General features: G+C 65.9%; 18 protein-coding genes and 1 pseudogene. 9 read left to right on the top strand and 10 right to left on the bottom strand.

Annotated elements, in window-relative coordinates; genetic code table 11:
• Window positions 1-173: 173 nt before the first annotated feature.
• Window positions 174-1658 (bottom strand): phosphomannomutase/phosphoglucomutase, encoded by a 1485-nt coding sequence (locus tag ACN0SE_RS16280; protein WP_417525592.1) that lies wholly within the window; start codon window positions 1656-1658, stop codon window positions 174-176.
• A gap of 150 nt (window positions 1659-1808) precedes the next feature.
• Between ACN0SE_RS16280 and rfbC the strand changes: the two genes are divergently transcribed.
• The 4 genes from rfbC to rfbA are packed head-to-tail and all read left to right on the top strand — an operon-like array spanning window position 1809 to window position 5173.
• The gene (gene rfbC / locus ACN0SE_RS16275) at window positions 1809-2372 is read left to right on the top strand and encodes a dTDP-4-dehydrorhamnose 3,5-epimerase (protein ID WP_417525591.1); all 564 of its coding nucleotides are present in this window, start codon (window positions 1809-1811) and stop codon (window positions 2370-2372) included.
• A 4-nt stretch (window positions 2373-2376) separates the two neighbouring features.
• Entirely contained in the window at window positions 2377-3432 is a 1056-nt protein-coding gene (rfbB, locus tag ACN0SE_RS16270) for a dTDP-glucose 4,6-dehydratase (protein WP_417525590.1), read from the top strand.
• Window positions 3429-4298, top strand: coding sequence for a dTDP-4-dehydrorhamnose reductase (gene rfbD, locus ACN0SE_RS16265; RefSeq protein WP_417525589.1), 870 nt, complete (start codon window positions 3429-3431; stop codon window positions 4296-4298). The genes rfbB and rfbD overlap by 4 nt, the downstream gene beginning before the upstream one ends.
• On the top strand, window positions 4295-5173 hold the full coding sequence (rfbA, locus tag ACN0SE_RS16260; RefSeq protein WP_417525588.1) for a glucose-1-phosphate thymidylyltransferase RfbA: 879 nt from the start codon (window positions 4295-4297) through the stop codon (window positions 5171-5173). Before rfbD ends, rfbA begins: the two co-directional genes overlap by 4 nt.
• Window positions 5174-5454: 281 nt before the next feature.
• Here rfbA and ACN0SE_RS16255 read toward each other — a convergent pair whose 3' ends face one another.
• Both ACN0SE_RS16255 and ACN0SE_RS16250 read right to left on the bottom strand, forming a co-directional pair.
• Window positions 5455-5625: a hypothetical protein gene (locus tag ACN0SE_RS16255; protein ID WP_417525587.1), complete on the bottom strand. Its 171-nt coding sequence runs from the start codon at window positions 5623-5625 to the stop codon at window positions 5455-5457.
• Window positions 5626-5941: 316 nt separating this feature from the next.
• Window positions 5942-6361, bottom strand: coding sequence for a hypothetical protein (locus ACN0SE_RS16250; RefSeq protein ID WP_417525586.1), 420 nt, complete (start codon window positions 6359-6361; stop codon window positions 5942-5944).
• A 35-nt stretch (window positions 6362-6396) separates the two neighbouring features.
• On the opposite strand from ACN0SE_RS16250, the gene ACN0SE_RS16245 reads away from it, so the two are divergent.
• The gene (locus ACN0SE_RS16245; RefSeq protein WP_417525585.1) at window positions 6397-6681 is read left to right on the top strand and encodes a hypothetical protein; all 285 of its coding nucleotides are present in this window, start codon (window positions 6397-6399) and stop codon (window positions 6679-6681) included.
• Between the two features lie 313 nt (window positions 6682-6994).
• On the opposite strand, the gene ACN0SE_RS16240 is transcribed toward ACN0SE_RS16245, so the two are convergent.
• The 4 genes from ACN0SE_RS16240 to ACN0SE_RS16225 form a co-directional block, all read right to left on the bottom strand.
• Window positions 6995-8350 carry a hypothetical protein gene (locus ACN0SE_RS16240; protein WP_417525584.1) on the bottom strand — a complete coding sequence of 452 codons (1356 nt, stop codon included), beginning with the start codon at window positions 8348-8350 and terminating at the stop codon, window positions 6995-6997.
• A complete protein-coding gene (locus ACN0SE_RS16235; protein ID WP_417525583.1) occupies window positions 8340-10286 on the bottom strand; it encodes a hypothetical protein in 1947 nt (648 codons plus the stop codon). Before ACN0SE_RS16235 ends, ACN0SE_RS16240 begins: the two co-directional genes overlap by 11 nt.
• Window positions 10287-10427: 141 nt before the next feature.
• Window positions 10428-10994, bottom strand: a complete 567-nt coding sequence (locus ACN0SE_RS16230; RefSeq protein ID WP_417525582.1) for a hypothetical protein — start codon at window positions 10992-10994, stop codon at window positions 10428-10430.
• 197 nt (window positions 10995-11191) lie between these two features.
• Window positions 11192-11896, bottom strand: a complete 705-nt coding sequence (locus tag ACN0SE_RS16225) for a hypothetical protein (RefSeq protein ID WP_417525581.1) — start codon at window positions 11894-11896, stop codon at window positions 11192-11194.
• Between the two features lie 294 nt (window positions 11897-12190).
• On the opposite strand from ACN0SE_RS16225, the gene ACN0SE_RS16220 reads away from it, so the two are divergent.
• Entirely contained in the window at window positions 12191-13693 is a 1503-nt protein-coding gene (locus tag ACN0SE_RS16220; RefSeq protein ID WP_417525580.1) for a hypothetical protein, read from the top strand.
• A 91-nt stretch (window positions 13694-13784) separates the two neighbouring features.
• Here the strand turns inward: ACN0SE_RS16220 and ACN0SE_RS16215 are convergent, their stop codons facing one another.
• The 3 genes from ACN0SE_RS16215 to ACN0SE_RS16205 all read right to left on the bottom strand — a co-directional run bounded on the left by ACN0SE_RS16215 (window position 13785) and on the right by ACN0SE_RS16205 (window position 15500).
• The gene (locus ACN0SE_RS16215; protein ID WP_417525579.1) at window positions 13785-14141 is read right to left on the bottom strand and encodes an antitoxin Xre/MbcA/ParS toxin-binding domain-containing protein; all 357 of its coding nucleotides are present in this window, start codon (window positions 14139-14141) and stop codon (window positions 13785-13787) included.
• Window positions 14142-14427: 286 nt separating this feature from the next.
• A complete protein-coding gene (locus ACN0SE_RS16210) occupies window positions 14428-14811 on the bottom strand; it encodes a hypothetical protein (protein ID WP_417525578.1) in 384 nt (127 codons plus the stop codon).
• 137 nt (window positions 14812-14948) lie between these two features.
• Window positions 14949-15500, bottom strand: a complete 552-nt coding sequence (locus tag ACN0SE_RS16205) for a hypothetical protein (protein ID WP_417525577.1) — start codon at window positions 15498-15500, stop codon at window positions 14949-14951.
• A 527-nt stretch (window positions 15501-16027) separates the two neighbouring features.
• On the opposite strand from ACN0SE_RS16205, the gene ACN0SE_RS16200 reads away from it, so the two are divergent.
• The 3 genes and pseudogenes from ACN0SE_RS16200 to ACN0SE_RS16190 form a co-directional block, all read left to right on the top strand.
• Window positions 16028-17518, top strand: a complete 1491-nt coding sequence (locus tag ACN0SE_RS16200; protein WP_417525576.1) for a hypothetical protein — start codon at window positions 16028-16030, stop codon at window positions 17516-17518.
• Between the two features lie 365 nt (window positions 17519-17883).
• A pseudogene (locus ACN0SE_RS16195) lies at window positions 17884-18030 on the top strand (integrase core domain-containing protein); the annotation flags it as partial.
• 86 nt (window positions 18031-18116) lie between these two features.
• A partial coding sequence (locus ACN0SE_RS16190; protein WP_417525575.1) for a transposase occupies window positions 18117-18335 on the top strand: 219 nt, incomplete at its 3' end.

Here is an 18335-nt window from a genome sequence, read left to right as displayed (position 1 = left end):
ATTGCGCGATGCATTCCTCGAGACTACCACAAAAGCGGCGTTTGGGGCAGGCTGGAATCCCGGCCCCTGCCGGCCACGGGCCAGATGCGGGTCAGATGCGGGCCCGCCGTGGGCCAGATGCATGCCAGGTGAGGGCCGGGTGCAGGGCGGCGCGGGCCGTCAGGCGGTTCCCCTCAGAAGGTCTGGTCGTAATCGCCCACGCCGGGCTCTTCGCGGATCACCGCGTCCAGCGCGGCAAAGATCGCGCGCAGTTCCGCCTCGCTTTCGGCGCTCTCGCAGACCACCACCAGGTTGGGCGTGTTCGAGCTTGCCCGCACCAGCCCCCAGGAGCCATTGTCGAGGATCACCCGCGCGCCGTTGACCGTCACCACCTGCGCCACCCGGCGTTCGGCCAGCGTGTCCAGCCCCTCGAGCCGGGTCACGATCCGGGCGAGGATGTCGTATTTCTCGGTATCGCCGGCATGGGGCGACATGGTCGGCGTGGACCAGGTGCGCGGCAGGGCGCGGCGCAGGTCGGACATGGACTGCCCGGGGTGTCGGTCGAGCAGCCTGCAGAGTTCCACCGCCACCCGCATGCCGCAGTCATAGCCGCGCCCCACCGGCTCGGCGAGGAAGTAGTGGCCGGATTTCTCGAACCCGGCGAGCGCGCCGAGCGCCTTCACCCGGCGCTTCATGTGGCTGTGGCCGGTCTTCCAGTAATCGGTCCGGGCGCCGTTGCCGGCCAGCACCGGGTCTGAGGCGAAGAGCCCGGTGGATTTCACGTCCGCCACGAAGGTGGCGCCGGGATGGCGCGCGCTGAGGTCACGCGCCAGGATCACCCCGACCTTGTCGGCGAAGATCTCGCAGCCCTCGTCGTCGACCACGCCGCAGCGGTCGCCGTCGCCATCGAACCCCAGCGCCAGATCCGCCCCGGTCTCGCGCACCGCGGCGGCCATGTCGTACAGCATCTCCATCGCCTCGGGGTTGGGGTTGTAGCGCGGGAAGGTGTAGTCGAGCGTGCAGTGGCGCTCGATCACTTCGACACCGATCCGGCGCAGCAGCTCCGGCGCGAAGGCCCCCGCGGTGCCGTTGCCGCAGGCCACCACCACCCTGAGCGGGCGCGTCAGGCGAAAATCGCCGGCCAGGTCGTCGAGATAGGCCTCGCGCACCCCCTCCTCGAAGACATAGGCGCCGCCCGGGCGATCCTCGCCGCGGCCCTGCAGCACGATGTCGCGCAGTTCGGCCATCTCCTCGGGGCCATGGGTCAGCGGTCGCTCGAAGCCCATCTTCACCCCGGTCCAGCCGTTGGGATTGTGGCTCGCGGTGACCATGGCCACCGCCGGGCAATCGAGGTGGAACTGGCTGAAATAGGCCATCGGGCTGAGCGCCGGGCCGATGTCGCGCACCCGGATGCCGGCGCGCATCAGCCCGAGGATCAGCGCCTGCTTGATGGCCAGCGAATAGTCGCGGTAATCGTTGCCCACGGCGATCTCTGGCCGCAGCCCGCGGGCCTGAATCTGGGTGCCCAGCCCGAGCCCTAGCGCCGTCATGCCGAGCAGGTTGATCTCTTCGGGATACTGCCAGCGCGCGTCATATTCGCGGAACCCCGTGGGGGCGATCATCGCATCGCGCAGGAAGGCCCAAGTGTTGGGGGTGACATCGGAAAGCGGTGCGGACATGGCAGGCCTCGAGCGATCGGGTTTTCAGGCAGAGTGTTAGGGCGGTTCCGGGCCGGGCACAACTGGCCAGCCCTGCCGTGACTTCGCCCCAGCCACTTGCTATGCAACGCAAAACACGCCGCCCAGGAACCAGCAGGGAGCCATCGCATCGTGCAGATAGAGGAAACCGCCCTCGAGGGGGTCATGCTGATCACGCCGCCGCGGTTCGGCGATCATCGCGGCTTCTTTTCCGAAAGCTACAACCGGGCGGCACTGGTCCGGCACGGCATCACGCCGGACTTCGTGCAGGACAACCATTCCTTCTCCACCGAGACGGGCACGGTGCGTGGGCTGCATTTCCAGGCCCCGCCGCGGGCTCAGGACAAGCTGGTGCGCTGCGCGCGGGGGCGGCTGTTCGATGTCGCGGTCGACATCCGCCGCGGCAGCCCGACCTATGGGCGCTGGGTGGGCTATGAGCTGAGCTTCGAGAACGGCCGCCAGCTGCTGGTGCCGGCGGGCTTTGCGCATGGCTTCATGACACTCGAGGCCGAGACCGAAATCGCCTACAAGTGCTCCGACGGCTATGCGCCGGACACCGAGGGCGCGCTGTTGTGGTCGGACCCCGCGATCGGGATCGACTGGCCGCTCGAGATCTGCGCGCCGGTGCTTTCGGACAAGGACGCGGCGGCGCCGGGGCTGGCGGGGTTCGAGAGCCCTTTCACATACGGGGAGTGACGCGATGAGACTGCTTGTCACCGGCGGCGCCGGCTTCATCGGCTCCGCCGTGGTGCGCCGCGCCATTGCCCGGGGCCACGAGGTGATCAACCTCGATGCGCTCACCTATGCCGCCTGCCTGGAGAACGTCGCCAGCGTGGCGGCGGATCCGAACTACACCTTCGTTAAGGCCGACATCCGCGACCGCGCAGCACTGGACGCGGTCTTTGCCGACCATGCTCCCGAGGCGGTGATGCACCTGGCGGCGGAATCCCACGTCGACCGCTCGATCGACGCGCCGGGCACCTTCATCGAGACCAACATCCTGGGCACCTTCCACCTCCTGGAAGCGGCCCGCGCCCAGTGGCAGCGCCGCGGCCGGCCTGAGGCCTTCCGCTTTCACCATATCTCCACGGACGAGGTCTTCGGCTCGCTGCCCCCCGACCCGGAGGTGAAGTTCACCGAAGAGACCCCCTATGACCCGCGCTCGCCCTACTCGGCTTCCAAGGCCGGCTCGGATCACCTGGTGCGGGCCTGGGCGGCGACCTACGGTCTGCCGGTGGTGCTCTCCAACTGCTCGAACAACTACGGCCCCTACCATTTTCCGGAAAAGCTGATCCCGGTGGTGATCCTCAATGCGCTGGCCGGGCGCGCGATCCCGGTCTACGGCGACGGGTCGAACGTGCGCGACTGGCTCTATGTCGAGGATCACGCCGAGGCGCTGCTGCTGGTGCTGCAGAAGGGCGTGCCGGGGCGCAGCTACAACATCGGCGGCGAGAACGAGCGCAGCAACCTCGAGCTGGTGCGGATGATCTGCGCCATCCTCGACGAGAAGGCGCCGCGCGCGACCGGCAGCTATTCCGATCTGATCACCTTTGTCGCCGACCGGCCGGGACATGACGCGCGCTATGCCATCGCGCCGGGGCGGATCCGCGACGAGCTGGGCTGGCGGCCCTCGGTGACGGTGGAAGAAGGGCTTGACTGCACCGTGCAATGGTATCTCGACAACCGCGACTGGTGGCAGGCGCTGCAGGCGCGCGACGGCGTCGGGCAGCGGCTCGGTCGGGGTGAGGGCGGATGAGCGGGACGATCCTGGTCTTCGGACGCAGCGGACAAGTGGCGCAGGAACTGCTGGCGTGCCCGCCGGAGGGGCGGCAGGTGGTGGCGCTGGGGCGCGATGCGCTCGACTTGGCCGATCCGGGCTGTGACGCGGCGATCGCGGCGGCGGTCGAGGCCCATGCCCCCGTTGCGGTGATCAATGCCGCCGCCTATACCGCCGTCGACCGGGCCGAGGCGGAGGAGGCGCAGGCGCAGCAGATCAATGCCACGGCCTCCGGCGCCATGGCGCGGACCTGCGCGGCGCGCGGCATCCCCCTGGTGCAGCTGTCCACCGATTACGTCTTTGACGGCGCCGGAGAGACGGCTTTCGCGCCGGACCATCCCGCCGCGCCGCTGGGCACTTATGGCCGCAGCAAGCTGGCCGGCGAGACGGCGGTGCGGGCGGCGGACGGGGTGCATGCCATCCTGCGCACCTCTTGGGTGTTCTCCGCCCATGGGCAGAACTTCCTGAAGACCATGCTCCGCCTGTCGGAAAGCCGCAGCCAGCTTGATGTCGTCGCCGATCAGATCGGCGGGCCGACCCCGGCGCGCGACATCGCCGCGGCCTGCCTCACGGTGGCGGGGAAGCTTGCGGAGGATGGCGGCAAGACCGGCACCTATCACTTCGCCGGCGCCCCGGAGACCAGCTGGAAGGATTTCGCGGAGGCGATTTTTGCCGCCGCCGGGCGTGCGGTGGCGGTGCGCGGCATCGCCACCGCGGACTATCCCACCGCGGCGGTGCGGCCGCTGAATTCCCGGCTCGATTGCGCCACCCTGACGGCACAATTCGGTATTACCCGTCCCGACTGGCGGGCCGCGGTCCGCGACATCGTGAAGGAGCTGACATGAGCACCCGCAAGGGCATCATCCTCGCCGGCGGATCGGGCACCAGACTCTATCCGATTACCATGGGCGTCAGCAAGCAGCTGTTGCCGGTCTATGACAAGCCGATGATCTACTACCCGCTGACGGCGCTGATGCTGGCTGGCATCCGCGAGATCGCCGTGATCACCACGCCGCAGGACCAGGACCAGTTCCGCCGCACCCTTGGCGACGGCAGCCAGTGGGGGCTCACGCTCAGTTACGTGGTGCAGCCCTCGCCTGACGGGCTGGCCCAGGCCTATCTGCTGTGCGAGGAATTCCTGGCTGGCGCGCCCTCGGCCATGGTGCTGGGCGACAACATCTTCTTCGGCCACGGGCTGCCGCAGATGCTGGGGGCGGCCGATGCCAAGGAGGCCGGCGGCACGGTCTTCGGCTATCACGTCGCCGATCCCGGGCGCTACGGCGTGGTAGCCTTCGACGGCGCCGGGCAGGTGACGCAGATCATCGAGAAACCCGCGGTGCCGCCATCGAACTACGCGGTGACCGGGCTCTACTTCCTCGACGGCACCGCCCCCGAGCGGGCCCGCGCGATCCGCCCCTCGGCGCGCGGCGAGCTCGAGATCACCACGCTGCTGGAAAGCTACCTGGCCGACGGGGCGCTGACGGTCGAGCGCATGGGGCGCGGCTTTGCTTGGCTGGACACCGGCACCCATGGCTCGCTGCTCGATGCCGGCAACTTCGTGCGCACCCTCCAGGACCGCCAAGGACTGCAGACCGGCAGCCCCGACGAGGTGGCCTTTCAGATGGGCTGGATCGATGCCGCCGCGCTCAAGGCTCGGGCGGCGCTTTACGACAAAAACCGCTACGGCGCCAGCCTGCGCAGCCTTGCCGACGAAACCTGAGACCGGGTTTCGGCCGCGGACCATCGGCAGGCCGCGGGGCTTATGCCGGGATGCCCAGCCCTGGCCGGTTTCCCGATGCATCGGTCACGCCCGGCGTGTATTTCCGAACGAGGCCCGGCGATTGGCTCACGGTTAAAACGCACAACCTGTCGGGATTTTTCCCGATTTCGCAGAAGGGCCCTCAAACATAACGCCAATATATGTTCGGGGTCCTATGTGCGGCTGTCGGAGGATTGCCGGGCTGTCGGGATTTTGCACATGGCCGTGTGCGCATTTGGCCATCAGGCGGCGTCTCCGGCGACACCGAAGGTCCGGGCCATCCATTTCTCGGCATCTGTCGGCGCAATTCTGACGCTGCCGAAGACATTGCGCGTCGGCAGGCCATCGGCAATCCAGCGTTCCACGGTGCGTTCGCTGACACCCCACTTTGCAGCCAGGGTCTTTTTCCGCATCAGGGGAGCCTTGTACGTCTCCGCCCGCGTTCCTCGCGGCGCCGGGCCCTTTTCGGCCGCCCAGACATCCGCCCAGCGACAGCGCCAGCCGCCGTTGATCCGGACACCCGACAGATGACCCTGCTTGAGGGCGTTCCTGACCGTGCGAGCGGACAGATCGTAGTGTTTGGCGACTTCCGAGACCGGGAGGTTGTATTCGTGAGACTGAGGCATACCGTGGAGATTGGTCCGCGGTATGCACAACCCAAAAAATGGGTTTGAAGTCTCGTCCAAAAACCATGGCCCGCGCCGGGGGGCGCCAGGCGCGGGCGAACACTCAGCTGCGCAGTTGCGCCAGGGCGCGCTCGGTCTCTCGCGCGGTCTGGACGTCCTGCCATGCGGCTTGCAGCTGTTGCAGCGGCAAAACCGCGGTGCTGAACTGCTCCGCATCTCGAGAGAGGTGCGTGATGTATCCCCCGCCGGACACGCAGTGCTCGTCTGAGACAAAGTGCTGCTGTGTGCCGGCGGCAATTCGCGCCTCCACCGTCTCCAGCACCAGCGTGAGCTCTACCTCGGCCGCGGCATCGAGCATGCCCCCGGCTTGCAGAGCGCTCCGGAGCCGCAAGACGCGGCGACCGAGAGCATCGCTGTCGCCTGCCAGTTTGGAGAGCGCCGCCAGAGCGGCAGTTGCCGCATTGCGCAGGTCGAAAAAGCGCAGGAGCGCGGTTTCGAGGGGGTCGCAGTAAGTGCTGGTCATCCGCAACACTCCTCATCGAAGTTGAATCTGGCTGCGTGTCGGGCCTCGGCCTGTCCGAGAACTTCGGCGAGAGCGTCGGACAGGCGGCAAATCTCGACGACATGCGCTCCTGCCGGGTCGAGGTCCGCGAAGTAGCCCGCCTCCGGACGCTCAAACTCGTGCACATGCTCGAGATGCAGCAGATCGCAGAGATGGTGCAGTTCCTTCTCCATACGATCAGTCAGCCGGGGCTGGGTGTCGACATGATCGAGAAGCCCTTGGACCCTGCGGAGCCAGGGCCGGCCGCCGAGCAGCAGAGCCGCGTTCTGCAGTGCCTCTGATTCATTGGCAAGGAAGTGGTGAAGCGGTGTGGTTTGTAGTCCTGGACAATCAAACATGTGTTGACCTCCGGTTATTTGCTCGCGGCGGGATTGCCGGAGCGACAAGAGCGCGCAAACCTCCTTTCCGCGCGCATTGAGGTTTGGCTTCGGACAGGCCGTCGTCCTCACCCTTGGGCTTTCTTTCTGTCTGTTGTCTGGGGTCAGCTCCTTTCAGTCTCTGCGTCGTCTCGCAAAGAGGGCGGCGCAAAGACTGCAAGGGGCTGATGTCCAATCGGGTTTTCCGGGGCGATGAAGGCCGGGCCTCAGCCGGCCTTCACCTTCCGGCATGAACGGCCCGCAGGGCCTGCCAATCCCGCTGGGCTGCGGTCTCGGCACAGAGCGCGCTGTATGCGCCACCGGCCTCCTGACTGCGGTGCCCGAGCAGAACAGCCACGATCCGGGGCGCCGCGACCGGGTCGTGATACCGCAGATAATCGGCGGCGAGCGTGCGCAGGTCGTGCAGCGGCACGCCGAGGGCCAGCTTCACCATTTCGCTCGGCCAGCGGCCGGCGTAGGGCTCGGGCGCGAGAGAGAGCCAGTTGTTGCCCTTGAGAGCCTCGTAGCGCTGCTGCACATGGCGCCTCGGCCGACCGCCGAGGATATGCTCATCCACAACGGCCCCCATCTCCGGCCAGAGCGTGCCCGCCTCCTTCCAGTGGCCGGTCTTGCCCTGCCGCCAGCGCAGCTGCCACTGGCCTGTCGGGCGCCGCACGAGGGGGCCTCCCAGCGTCCACATTGCGACATCGCCGGTGCGCGCAGGATCGTTGGTGCAGACCGCGAGGATCGCCGCCGTGGCCCGCGCCTTCGCAGCCTCGGCGCTCCAGTCCGGCAGCTTGTCGGCGGCTTCGAGCGTGCTCACCACAACCCGCATGACCTTGGCATAGCCCCCAGCCTCGTAGAGCGCCTCGATGCGGGTCTGCTTCCGCTTCGGAAGCCGGCGACCCTGGCGTTGCAGATGGCTCCGAACCGAGCGCAGGCCGTCCAGTCTGTCGGCATCAAGGCCCCCGTGCAGGCCCAGGCTCAGCAGCGCGCCGATGTAAGACGCTGCGGTGCGGGCGCCCACGCCCGGCCGATCTTCGCTGTCATCCGGCTCCTGCAGCGTCGCGGCCAGTTCCCAGGCGAAGAGCCAGCCCAGCCGCGGCGGACATGTGAGACGCGGCGCAAGAGCCGCGCAGCGGTTGATCGAGGCGACATGCCGGTTGATCGAACTGTCCTTGATCGGGGCAGCCCGCAGGCCCGGCAACAGAGCCTGCCAGTCCTCAGGCCAGTGTCGCGCCTCCGTCGGGGTCACGCCCAGCCCTGCCCTGCGTTTCTCCGGCTTTGCCGGACCGGCAGGACGTTTGGAATAATAGTCGCGGCGCAGCTCCCTGCCCTCTGCCAGGCAGACCAAAGGCGCGTATTTGCCCAGCATCCTGAGCAAGAGCGCCAGCGTCGACTCGCTGCCGCAGGTGGCGGCGAAGGTTTCGCGGGACGGCGCTGAGACGTGCTCACCCCGCCGCTCCAGTTCCTCGAAGAACCGCGCCACCACCGCGATGGCCCCGGGCGGCAGATCGGCGCGTTGCCGCAGCATCTCGTCGCGGACGTCTTTCGGGACCCCGGCCAGCCGGGCGCGGGCAATCTCAGCGTTCATTGGCATGTCTCCGCTTGAGTTTCGTGAACAGGTCAGGGTGTTGCGCGAGCAGGGCTGCGCGCGTCTCGCGGGCCGCCGCCTCACCGTCGTCGCGGCCGTAATGCCTGCGCGCGGTGTCTTCGGTATTGCCGAGAACGGTTGACACGAAGGCGTAGTCGCCGGGCCGCAGCGCGAGGATCAGCAAGGCCACAACATGCCGCATGCGGTGCGGGGTTTCCTGGACGCCGAGGATCGCCGAGGCATCCCGCCAGAGTTCGAGGAAAGCGCTCACGGAATAACACCCTCTCGGCAGCGCCACCGGGTCGCCTTCATCGCGTTTCGGCACTGCCGTTCCGGGAAACAGATAGACGTTCTTGGGGTCGAGCCGCTGCAGCTCGATCATGCGAGGGCGCCAGTCATCGATCCATTCGCGCAGGATCGTCGCGTCGTCCTCGACGACCTCCACCGTGACCCAATTCCCGTTCTTGATCTCCCACGGCGCAAAGCGAAACGTGAACCGCGCCGTCCCGGGCGCGCTGCGCAGGAGATTGGCACGGGCCTCGCCCCGCGAGGCGAGGCGCACCTCGCGCAGGCACCGGGTCCGCATCGGTCGCGACATCTGCAGCGCATAGGCCGCCGCCCCGGCAAAGAGCCGCAGCGCGCTCACTTCACGTTCGCGGTTCTTCTCAGCCTGGGCGGCCAGAATCCGCGTCCGCGCGGCCTCGGCGATGCGCCGCGGCGCGTTCGACCAGAGGCTCGCCAGCATCGGCTTCTGTCGCAACATTGCGAAGATCCGGTCCACCTCCATCTGCACGCCCTCGCCCTCTCCGGCGCACTGCAGCTTCTTGCGCGGCACGTCGAAATGCTGCGTCCGCAACAGCTTGAGGATCGCCACAGCCCTGGCATCCTCGATCCCCCGTTTCGCGAGGGTGGTGAGCGCGGTGAGCCGCGTCTTGAGCGTGGTCGAGGCCAGCGGGTCGCGCAGGTCCGGGGCAGCGCTGGATCGCGCGATCTGATCCTTGATGGCCGCCTCCAGCGTGGGCCGGTCGAACAGCGCGCGCAGATCGGTCAGACCATCCGCGTCGCCGCCGCTGTCCTCCCAGGCCCGGACCAGCCAGGCAACGGCAAGCCGGTATTGCTCCCGTGCCGCCGTTGGCTTGCCGACACCAGACAGGCTCCCGGCGCCAAGGGCATCGGCCTCGGCCATGACGGCCTCGGGGTCTTCGCCAGCCTCGATCCGCGCCAGCAATGTCTCGGCAAGGTCGTCACCGCCAGCGAGGCAGGCATCTGCTGCCGCCTCGAAGGAGGCCCGGAACGCCGCCGGCAGCGCGTCCCACTCCAGCCGCCGGGCTCGCGAGGATCCTGCAGGCGGGGCAAGCGGCGCCACCGGCAGAAACTCGCGAAGCTCGGGAAGTGCCTCGGTCAGATGCCTGAGGTCGTTGAGAAACCGGACCGTCTTGCGCAGTCCCTTGCGCTTTTCCGCCGTCATCTCGCGCCCGATGCGGTCGATCTCGTCCTGGGTGAGGGCTTCCGGGGCCACACGGGCCCGGGCGCGCAGGCTGCACAGGCTGCGGTGCCGCCCGATGTTCCAGCGCTTGCCGCTGCCGGGCTTGCCTTCCTGCGCCGCGATCAGCTGCATCAGCGCGTCATACCGCGCCCGCACGGCCTCATCGCGCGACGGGGCCGCGCCCTGTGCTGCGTGAAACCGCTTGAGCAGCGCTCGGAGGCGGGAATCTTCGCGCCGACCGGCCGCCTCCACATCCTTCGCGCGGCTGACCAGAGCATAGCCCCGGCCCGCGATCTCGTGTTCGAACCAGACCGGGTCTGCCGAGAGCGTCGCCAGGTCGGCATCAATCAGGCCCAATCGGGCCGGCACCCGCCGCAAGCTGCGCAGGGCATCCTTCGGTTCTCCGTTCCGGACCGCCCATATTTCGACGTCCTTGAGGTTATGGTTCATTTTCAACTCCTTCTTGACGACCGATCACCGGCCCCTCGTCAGGAGGGGGCCGGTGCGGTCATCAGGAAGGGTGGGATCGTCACGCGGGGCGCGGAAACGTCCGGCCCGAAATGCTGGCCGGGCCGACCGTCTCGCCGGCGCTCATCCCCAGACAAAGGCCATCTCGACGATCACCCGCCTGCCTGCCCCCCAGTCACGCTCCCGCAGATCATAGGCATCATCATCGCCGCCAGCGGTCAGATACTGCGCATTGCGAAAGCACGGCAGACCGGCCTCTTTGAGATTTTCCAAGGCGGTCATCATGTCCCGCACCCGGGAAAAGCGTTCCTCGGCGATGAGCACCGTGGCTTGCTGCGACACGGTGGCAATCAGGTCCTGCGGCTCGCCGGTGCGGAAGAAGACCTCGCTCACCTCTGGGTCCAGGTCACCGAGATCCTGCATGATCCGGCCGAGGCTTCGGGTCCAGACCTGCCCGTCTTCAAGCCAGCTGCTGTGCTGATCATAACAGCGCAGCTCGGTGGCGTCGAAGCGCTCGGAACTGCAGCCGAGGTAGCTGGCAAACGGGTGCTCGTCGGCGCCGACCCGGGTCTCGGCAAACTCTGTCGCCGCGTCATACAGATCGTCGAAGCTCTCGGGCGCGTAGCCGTATGCCGCCTCGATCTCGCGCTCGTCCAGAAGCAAGGCCTTGTTGGTGTAAACTCCGCCCATGGCGTGTCCTTTCATGGATTGGGTTGGCGTGGTCACCGCGCAGAAGAGGTGGGTTCACTGTCGTAGTTTCGGAAAAACAAAACGGCCTGAGATCGCGCGTTCTCTTAACACCGCTGAGATCGGCGACCGGCCAGCCTCACCAGGCAGGGGTCCCGATTTATGATGCCGCGGCGCTTCACGCCGCGGCAGGCAAGCGCTCAACCAGCCACGCGATGGATCAGGTTCAAAGCCTGTTCGACTTCCTTGCTGAAAATCACCCCGCGCTCTGTCGCAGCCCAAGGATGCATCGCGAGCTTCAGACCTTGTGTATTGCAGCCGAATTCCAGCTCTTCGAGCAACTCTTCAAAACTGTCTTCGCCGCAACTTGCCGGGTCGCCGCGGAGCAGGGTGAAATTCCTGAAATGCACCGCATCAAGCGCTTTAAAGATGCTGAACCCGGCCCGATAATAGAGGCCCTCGCAAAGGTCCTCGGTCAGGAAGAAGGTGGCGAGGATCTCCAGGGTGCCGGCGCGCACTGCCGCAGGCAGGTCCCCCAAAGGACGTGCCACCAATTCGCCGCCCTCCAGAAACAAGATCGCATGGAGCCGGGAGGTGGAATTGCGAGGCGCATCACCGCGCTCCAGGTGCTTGAACCAGAGGGCTACGGGTGCCGCCGGTGCCTCCTGGCCGTCAAGATCGGCCAGGTGATTGTGCAATAGCTGCAGAACGGCGTCGGACAGCAACGCACTTGCCCTGCAGGTTAACTGAGTGAGCAGCGTTTTTTCATCGGGGGTAAAGAAATCGAAGGTTTCCTGCTGCGCGGCAGCTTTCGTGAAGTCTATAGTCTGTATCATTTTTTGAACCTTTGCGTGTTGTCTTGCGTGACGATCTTTGGGCGGGGGACCCGCAAGCGTGATCGGCATGAGGCCGAAACACCCCTCGGTGCCCGCCCATGCAAAACGGAGGTTGGTCTGTTTCCGAGTTCGGAAAAATTTTCTGGAATGATTTTTGAAGATGACATTGCAGCGATGCTCACGCCGGGCCGCTCCGGTAACCGCCGCATGCCGCAGGGCCGGCTCCTCGACCTTTCCTTGTGATCCGCATCTCCCCGCGAATGCCGCCGTGGTCAGGCGGGCGACACGAGTTCGATTCAAACCGCGGTTCTGAAATTTTACTTCGGACCCACTTCCTCGTGACAACAATGAGGACCACCACTTATGACGAACAAGATCACCGACACTTCCGCCGCCGCACCACGCCTGAGCCAGTATCAGATCGATCCCAAGGTCGCCGCCGCCTGCGTCGCCAAGGTGCGCGCGCTTTATGCCGACCTCAACTTCGAGACCAACATCGATCCCTCGGCCGGCCAGGGTGCCTTCTCGGGGCAGCTCCGCAGTGATTGCATTGCGCTTGATCTCGCTCCGACGCATCCGGGCATTGAAACCGCCGATTATCTGGATTGGAAGCCTGCCGCCCCCACCGGGCGCTGCCTGGTAATCGGCACCCCGCCCTTCGCCAAGGGCGCGGCGCTGGCGTATCTCAACCACGCGGCGGAATTTGCCGACGTGGTGGCCTTCGTCTTGCCGACGACCTTTCGCAAAACATCGTATCAGAACCGCGTCGACCCGAACATGCATCTGGTGCACGAGGAGGAGATCCCGTCGCGGGCGTTCACCAAAAGCGGAACAGGGATCGACGTGCCTTGCGTCTTCCAGATCTGGGAGCGCCAGGCAGAGCCGCGTGCCGCGCACGTGCTCAAACGCAGCCACCCCCACTTCGAGCGCTGCACCCAGGCCGAGGCCGACCTGGTGATCCGCCGCGTCGGCGCCTGTGCCGGCGCGCTCAAGCCCCTCGACACGCCCTGGAGTGCAGAGTCCAACATCTTCCTGCGTGCCGTCGGCTGCAGCCGAGAGGATCTCAGGACCCGGTTCGAAACGCTTAAGATGGCCAGCGCGGCTGCCAGCGGCGCCGGCGGGGACTCGATCAACATGGCCGAGATCGTCGAGCTCTACGAGACCGCGATCGTCGCAGAGACCGCCGCCGCATGCGCCGAAGCTGACGCACCTGGCGAGGTTCCGGCACGCCAAGGCCTTGACGCAACCGCACGCGTGATCCCATTCCCCGGGCACTCTCGCCGGCCCGAGCGAGAGCAGGGTAATGACACCGGAACCTTCCGAGGTGCCACGGTCCTCGGGATCGACGCCGGTCTGACCTCTGGCCCGGGCTCCATCGAGACCGCCTCCCCTTCACTGACACAAGAGAAAGAAAACCAAATCAACGCCTATGACGAATTCCTCGAAGATTTTGGCTTTGACGTGGAGCAACTGGAAGAGCTGGTCCGTTACGATCCGATCTGGCAGGTCTGGGAGCAGTTCGGCAGCTATCAGGACATCGGGGCCTCCGCACGCCCCGGTGAGCATGGCGTCTTCGAGATCAGTCATGGAGATGAACACTACGCGATTTCCTTCCTGCTGCCGTTCGATGAGCGGGGCGCACTTTCCGGTCCCGGGCGCATCGCGCTGGAAAACCGACACAGTGTGATCGACTCCCGGGAGCTGGACATGGATGTGAGCTGGGAAATCTGGGCCGAGGTCGCCGGCGATATCCAGGATGCCCTGCCAAACCTGACGGGCAAGACAGATATCAGCGACGATGAATGCCTGTCCGACCACAGGTTCTGGGTGGCAAAACAGGCGGAGGGCCCTGCGCCCGAAGCCTGAGCGCCTCAGCCGGTTCACGCCGGCGGCAGCGGTCGCTCCGAGGTCATGGCGACCGGGAGCGGCCCAGGAAAGCCCCGGGCTCAGCCCCGCGTCAGACCGAGGCCGTCGAAGTCCTCCACCCGTCCCGGGTTTGCTTCAGGCGCGTCAAGTAGTGCCGCACGGCTCTCGCACCGGCCGGCGTGGCAACAAGATCGATCGGCCGGTGGCCGTCGAGATGCGGCGCCGGTCTGACCATCCATGCCTGCGCCGCCTCCTTCGACCCCAGAACCGCTGTCGCGAATACCCGCAGATCATCTTCGTAGGGTGCGGTCTCGATGAAGCGACGAAGGCGCTCCGGGTCGTGCGGCCGGTCGCGGCCCGCGTGCCGGGCGATGTGGCGCATGTAAAGGATCGCCAACACACTGGCGATGACCGATGTAATCGACACGATGGTCTCGACGAGTGTCATTTGCCCGCCCCTGTTCTGCCCGGAACGACAGGGGGTGGAAGGTTTCTGATGATCATCACCATGCGCGAGGCCTCATCTACACTGCATCCAGCATACTTTGAAACAGGAAGCGCTGAAAAACCCGGCACGCGAGGTCTGCCATTTCGCCCCCAAGGTATATCCTTTCATGCAAGACGAGCCACCGCCCAGTGCGGGAGCTGGCCCAGATCCCGGGCGCCGAGACCAACAAATGGCAGAACCTGCAGGCGACAAGGTCCCGGGCGCCGGTCGGGCGCCCGGGGTGCCATCAGCCTTGGGGACAGCGCTCTGTCGAGTTCCCCCCTCGGTCGAGAGCCTCCTGGCGACGCTCGATGAAGGCCAGAAAGGACAGCATCAGAACCTCGATGAGGCACTTCTTGCTCTTGAGGCTCCCCTCTCCGTGCGCCGCATTCTCCAGCTGCGCCGCCAGCCGGTCGTGCGTGTCGATGATGATGTGGCCGATGAGGCGCAGCCCCTCGGCATCCTCCGCCCGCAGGCAGTCCCCCTCCCGCAGGCGGGCAAGGGCAGCCCGTCCCTGCAGCGTCAGCGCCCCGGTGAGGTCAGGGCCAGCCTGTTCCCAGACGCGGGCAAAACGCCGCCCCTGGGTCTGGGTGTTGCAGAGCAGGTCGTTGTTCGAGATCGGAGTGGGCATGTTCAATTCCTGTCTGTAACCGCGCAGACTGCGCCGGTTTTCTGGTGGTTCGCCCCGGCCTTCACAGGCCTGGACAAGAGAATATCTGGCCAAGGGCCATGGAGAACGGGGCGGCAGGCAGAGCCTGAGCCTGCAGATCAGGCCTCAGAGGGCCGATGCGGAGGAGCCGATGCGAGGGCCCGCACCACGACACGAGGCCGGCCGAAAAATCCGGGACGGCGCCGCGGCACCGGGCCGGTGGGATGGATCCCCTGCCGTTCTTTCGCGGCGCAGACGGGCGGCATCCGGCGATAGATCTCCCTCAGCCGAGCTGTCATTGCAGGGTTCAGCTGACCGACCTTGGCCGTGCCCTTGGTGCGGTGCACGCGAAAGCGGGGGTCGTTTCCGGACAGGCGGATGCGGCGATCCACCTGGAACCGGGTCGGCTTGTGCAGACCGGCGGCCTGACAATCGGCCTCCCGAAACACCGTCAGGGCATGGGTCACATCTGCCTTGAACCGCAGATTGCCGGTGCCATAGGCCAGCACGACCTCGTCGGTTTCAGGGCAAACCGCGACAACCGCGCAGATCCGCGTCTTGTGCGCGCCTTCGGCAAACGGAAACTTGCACGCGACTAGGTCGCCGACGGTGGATGTGTTGGAATTGACAGATTTGGGCATGGTGGCCTCCTTCTTGAGATTGAAACTCACCCTTGTGTGACAGCTCCCTCTCGAGCCTTTTTCGTCCGGGTGCCGCCAAAGACACCCGGACGAAAAAGGTCCGAGGAAGGGACGAAACCTGCCTGCGCCGGAGCCGGACGTCCTCGGCGACGCCAGCTGAACGCCCGGTCTGAAAGCCCGTTCTGAAATCCCATGGGCTGCGCCGCCCGATATCGCGCGTCGAGGGAGAGCAGCCGGTATCGGGCGCAACGCGCCTTCATCTTGGCGGCCAATGCCGGTGCCACGGTGATCCTCACCGAACACCTCCTGCTCGGTCTGCGCCGCGCTGAGCACCCCGACGACGGCAGCACTTCCCGAAAGTTCCAAGAACGAAGAAGAGCCCCGGTCTCAAAAAAATTTCTCGCGCGCACCCACCATAAATACCGATGTATATCAGCGCCTTAGATTGCCCTCACGGGCAATCGATGGCGCTTTGGAGCGGGGGTTTTAAACCGCAATTTTTCTGAAATTTCGCGTCGACAACACTTCCTCGCCACAAGCAACGAGGACCACGCCCCATGACGACCAAGACCCCAACCGCCGCCGCCACCGCAAAAACCCTGGCTCAGTACTACACCGACCCCGGCGTCGCGCGGGAGTGCATCGATCTGGTGAGAGCGCTCTATGCCGGGCAGCCCTTTGACACCATCATCGAACCTTCCGCCGGCACGGGCGCGTTTTCCAATCAACTCGGCAACGCTTGCATCGCCCTCGATCTCGATCCCAAGGCGCCGGGGATCCGGACCGGCGATTTCCTGGCCTGGGCGCCCGAAGCCCCCATCGGCCGCTGCCTGGTCATCGGCAACCCGCCTTTCTCCAAGAGCGCGGCCCTGAAATTCCTCAACCACGCCGCAGGCTTCGTCGAGGTGGTGGCCTTCATCCTGCCGGCGTCCTTCAAGAAGAAGAGCCATCAGAACCGCGTCGCCCGGAATCTGCACCTGGTGCACCAGCAGGATATTCCGCCGCGGGCGTTCAATCATGTCGGCAAGACGGTGGACGTGCCCTGCGTGCTGCAGGTCTGGGAGCGCGGCACCCCCACCCGCCCGCTGCACAAGCTCCGCACCTGTCACCCGCATTTCCAGCGCTGCACCCAGGCCGAGGCTGACCTGGTGATCCGCCGGATCGGTGCCCACGCCGGTCAGCTCAAGCCTCTCGGCACCCCTTGGAGTGCCCAGTCCAACATCTTCCTGCGGGCGGTGGGCTGCGACCGCGAAGACCTCCTGCGCCGGTTCGAGACCCTCGATCTGCCGGGCGCCGCCGCCAATGGCGTGGGCGGTGGCTCGATCAACATGGCCGAGATCGTCGAGCTCTACGAGGCCGCCCTCGCCGCCCAAACGGAGGTCCTTGCGAGCGCCGCGGATGCCGAGACGCCGGGGGTCGACGGCACCACGCCCCGCGAGGCCCCTGCACCTGCAAACCCCCCTTCGGACCCTGCTACGTCGGCAGCAACTCGGGCGCCGGCGGAGTTGCCGCGCACCGGCGCAGACCTGTCGCAGCCCGACGCCGTCTCTCGACAGTCCTCCGGGATTGCCGAACGGTTTGTCTGGGGCATTGATCCCGCCGGCCTTGAAACCGCCGGCCCGCTCGAGGCATTCGCCTATGATGTCGAAGGCTTCGAGGACCTTCTGTGCAACCAGCCGGTCCGGGATATCTGGCAGGTGGTCGGCACCCGCCGGGAGATCACGCGCTCTGCCCGCCGCGGCGAATTCGGCGTCTTCGAGCTCGGCCATGGGGATGACACTCATGCGATCTCGTTTCTGCTCCCGTTCAATCAGATCGGGGCACTGTCGAGGCCGGGGCGCATTGTCTCCGAGACCCGGCACAGCGTGATCGATTCCAGAGAGATCGACATGGAGGCGAGCCGCTGGATCTGGACCGAGGTCGCGGAAGACATCCGAAGGACCCTGCCGATCCTGCGTTGTGCGGGCCAGATCAGCGACGAAGAAAACCTGCCCGCTAGATGGTTTCAGGAAACGAAACCGATCAGCGAAGTCATGGCAGGAGTCTGAATTGAGCAGGCCTTTGGTTTCCTCAACCAAGTGTATGCCGTAGCTCACGGCGGCACACATGACGCTCTGCATAGATCGAGCGCGCCCGCGCCCGGAGGTCGAGACCGACCGGTCCGAAAGCAGGGCGCTTCTACCTGGCCGAGAGCGGGCTCGAAGAGGCAACGATCGTGATCTCTATCTAATGACCTGATCGCCTTGCGGCGGGCCTACCTCTATCAAACAATCGCCAGCTTGCCCGAGACGTGGATGTCGTCTTGTGTGGTCCGAGACCCGGTTATGGCCACCCGCTGCGCGATAGGAGGGCTCCGCGCGTGGCTATAACCTCTCCGCGCGTGGCTATAACCTCTCGGCAGCGCTGCTTCCCGTCGTGCTACGGGACAGAGTTCACCAGCCGGGCTGTCCTGAAATGGGCCGATGAGAACGAGGTGTCCTGGCACTACATCGATCCCGGCAAGCCCCAGCAGAACGCCTTCATCGAGAGCTTCAACGGGAGCCTGCGCGACGAGCTCTTGCGGTCTTAGGTAGCAAATGCACCAAGAGGTTGACGAAGCGCGCATATGAGAACATAGTGTGAACATTCTTTTCTCCGGAGGCTCGGATGGCTCAGCACTTTCTGCTTTCAGCGGCGGCGCGGACCTTGTCTCTCAAAACTATCTTCACCGAGGGCGAAGAGGCGGCCTACCGTAGGTTCTGCCGGCTGCGTTGGCCTGAGACGGGTGGCGAACCGATCTGTCCGATCTGTGGCTGCGTCGATGTTTACGATCTGACGACCAGGCGGCGTTTCAAATGCGCCGCTTGCCACCGGCAGTTCAGCGTG

This window comes from Marinovum sp. (assembly GCF_048263515.1).
Classification (GTDB): Bacteria; Pseudomonadota; Alphaproteobacteria; order Rhodobacterales; family Rhodobacteraceae; genus Marinovum.
The sequence above is the reverse complement of the archived record's forward strand: the minus strand, read 5'-3'. Positions and strand labels throughout refer to the sequence as shown.

What these genes read in the sequence shown, in the direction of transcription:
- ACN0SE_RS16280 (WP_417525592.1), bottom strand. Translation starts at nt 1,658, where the DNA reads ATGTCCGCACCGCTTTCCGATGTCACCCCCAACACTTGGGCCTTCCTG.
- rfbB (WP_417525590.1), top strand. Translation starts at nt 2,377, where the DNA reads ATGAGACTGCTTGTCACCGGCGGCGCCGGCTTCATCGGCTCCGCCGTG.
- rfbD (WP_417525589.1), top strand. Translation starts at nt 3,429, where the DNA reads ATGAGCGGGACGATCCTGGTCTTCGGACGCAGCGGACAAGTGGCGCAG.
- rfbA (WP_417525588.1), top strand. Translation starts at nt 4,295, where the DNA reads ATGAGCACCCGCAAGGGCATCATCCTCGCCGGCGGATCGGGCACCAGA.
- ACN0SE_RS16255 (WP_417525587.1), bottom strand. Translation starts at nt 5,625, where the DNA reads ATGCGGAAAAAGACCCTGGCTGCAAAGTGGGGTGTCAGCGAACGCACC.
- ACN0SE_RS16250 (WP_417525586.1), bottom strand. Translation starts at nt 6,361, where the DNA reads ATGACCAGCACTTACTGCGACCCCCTCGAAACCGCGCTCCTGCGCTTT.
- ACN0SE_RS16240 (WP_417525584.1), bottom strand. Translation starts at nt 8,350, where the DNA reads ATGAACGCTGAGATTGCCCGCGCCCGGCTGGCCGGGGTCCCGAAAGAC.
- ACN0SE_RS16235 (WP_417525583.1), bottom strand. Translation starts at nt 10,286, where the DNA reads ATGAACCATAACCTCAAGGACGTCGAAATATGGGCGGTCCGGAACGGA.
- ACN0SE_RS16230 (WP_417525582.1), bottom strand. Translation starts at nt 10,994, where the DNA reads ATGGGCGGAGTTTACACCAACAAGGCCTTGCTTCTGGACGAGCGCGAG.
- ACN0SE_RS16225 (WP_417525581.1), bottom strand. Translation starts at nt 11,896, where the DNA reads ATGCCGATCACGCTTGCGGGTCCCCCGCCCAAAGATCGTCACGCAAGA.
- ACN0SE_RS16220 (WP_417525580.1), top strand. Translation starts at nt 12,191, where the DNA reads ATGACGAACAAGATCACCGACACTTCCGCCGCCGCACCACGCCTGAGC.
- ACN0SE_RS16215 (WP_417525579.1), bottom strand. Translation starts at nt 14,141, where the DNA reads ATGACACTCGTCGAGACCATCGTGTCGATTACATCGGTCATCGCCAGT.
- ACN0SE_RS16210 (WP_417525578.1), bottom strand. Translation starts at nt 14,811, where the DNA reads ATGCCCACTCCGATCTCGAACAACGACCTGCTCTGCAACACCCAGACC.
- ACN0SE_RS16200 (WP_417525576.1), top strand. Translation starts at nt 16,028, where the DNA reads ATGACGACCAAGACCCCAACCGCCGCCGCCACCGCAAAAACCCTGGCT.